This window comes from Acinetobacter variabilis, assembly GCF_000369625.1.
GTDB classification, from domain to species: Bacteria; Pseudomonadota; Gammaproteobacteria; order Pseudomonadales; family Moraxellaceae; genus Acinetobacter; species Acinetobacter variabilis.
In genome coordinates, this window is record NZ_KB850112.1 from 31,289 (window position 1) to 32,773 (window position 1,485).

Sequence of the window (1,485 nt, forward strand, 5' to 3'; positions counted from 1 at the left end):
GCTGCTTTACGTAGAATTTCATTGGCACGCTTTAATTCTTTAATTTCACGTTCCATTTGCTTCATTTTTTCTTGATCAGATATCTGTTGTACTTTAATAGGATTTTGCTGATCTAAATGCTTTTGATGCCAGGCACGAAGTGTTTCAGGAGTACAACCAATCTTAGGCGCAATTGCTGTGATTGCAGCCCAAGTAGAAGGATAATCTTTTTCAGATTCAATCAATAATTGAACCGCTCTTTCTCTGATTTCAGGGGTATATTTTAATTTTGTCATCGGGGTAGTCTCTCAGAATATTGACTCTCCGACAAACCCGGTACGGTTCATTTCAGCAATTTGAAATTCTTGTAAGTCATTTTCTAATTTTGATATTTCTCGATTTAACCATGTACAACGTAATTTAGGTTGTGTTCCAGTGGTAATCATATCTTTTAAGATAGGATCATTTTCCCAATTTTTAATGTAATGATTAATCTTATCTAAATCAGCTTTGTTCTGTTTCTTATTAAGAATTAGAGATATATCAAGTCCTAAAAGGAAGCTTGTACGAAGTAATGCTTCATAATCTGATTCTTTATATAATTGTATAGGATCTAGGCAATCTTCTCGTTTATATCTAGCAAAACGTTTATATAAAGATCTAAATGTTAAGCCTTTAATTTCTTTACCATTTATGGAAAAAAAATCATGTGTATCAAGCCACTCAATAAATTTGGTAGGTTTATAAAATTCACCATTAATAGTTATTTTTTTACCATCCCCTGATCGAGAAACTTTAAAAATTTTATCTTTATGTTCAAATTCTAATGTGAAAATCCAATCTGGAATGACTGTAGCAAGTGTTTTATCTACATTTGCACCAAGACAGTGATGTATTAATCCTAAAGCTAGGGTTTTACCTACACCATTAGCACTACTATCTACTCTAGTGGACTCTTTACTGTAGGCACTATTCCCAAGAATGAAAGTAATTCCTGTAGGCTTGAAATACAGTGTTTTAAAACTCTGTTGATCACAACTTAAAGAAATTAATCTCATCAATTAGCCTTTTTACTTATTAATAAACCATCCGTACTAGCTTCTATTTGCTTTATAGCAAAAAGCAAATCTATAGCTAACACTAGCTGAGTAAAGTTCGGTTTAATTACAGAAGTAGTATTATTAAATTCTACAATTTTCCATAACTCTTCTATTGTCATAGGCGCTACTAATAACGTATTAATATATCCAGCTACTGTCACTAAAGAGGATGAAAAACGTACATGCTTATGTGGTAGCAACAGAGGTGGTCCCACTTGTTTGAACAACTAAAAGCGTATTTATAAGTGATATTCCGCTCTAGTTAAGCCACCTTGTTTTGTTGGGGTAGCTGATCATAGTAAAACTCATTTGGTGTCATTTTGTCTAGACTCGAATGAGGTCGTTTCAAATTATAAAACTCAAAATATGCACTTAATTGCTTTTTCGCATCTGTGACACTGCTATA

The 1,485-nt window shown here is 32.7% G+C and carries 4 protein-coding genes; all 4 read right to left on the minus strand.

Annotated features, from left to right (window positions below; all coding sequences use genetic code 11):
* Positions 1-275, minus strand: a 275-nt coding sequence (locus F897_RS02750) for a transposase (protein WP_005233103.1), incomplete at its 3' end; no start/stop codon positions are given.
* A 12-nt stretch (positions 276-287) separates the two neighbouring features.
* Positions 288-1,037: a hypothetical protein gene (locus F897_RS02755; protein WP_005233109.1), complete on the minus strand. Its 750-nt coding sequence runs from the start codon at positions 1,035-1,037 to the stop codon at positions 288-290.
* The gene (locus F897_RS17425; protein ID WP_005233115.1) at positions 1,037-1,279 is read right to left on the minus strand and encodes an ABC-three component system middle component 6; all 243 of its coding nucleotides are present in this window, start codon (positions 1,277-1,279) and stop codon (positions 1,037-1,039) included. The genes F897_RS02755 and F897_RS17425 overlap by 1 nt, the downstream gene beginning before the upstream one ends.
* Positions 1,280-1,341: 62 nt before the next feature.
* On the minus strand, positions 1,342-1,485 hold a 144-nt coding region (locus tag F897_RS16875; protein WP_004763925.1), incomplete at its 5' end, for an integrase core domain-containing protein.

Bases quoted from the DNA above. Each gene is read 5' to 3' on its own strand.
- F897_RS02755 (WP_005233109.1), bottom strand. From the start codon at position 1,037: ATGAGATTAATTTCTTTAAGTTGTGATCAACAGAGTTTTAAAACACTG.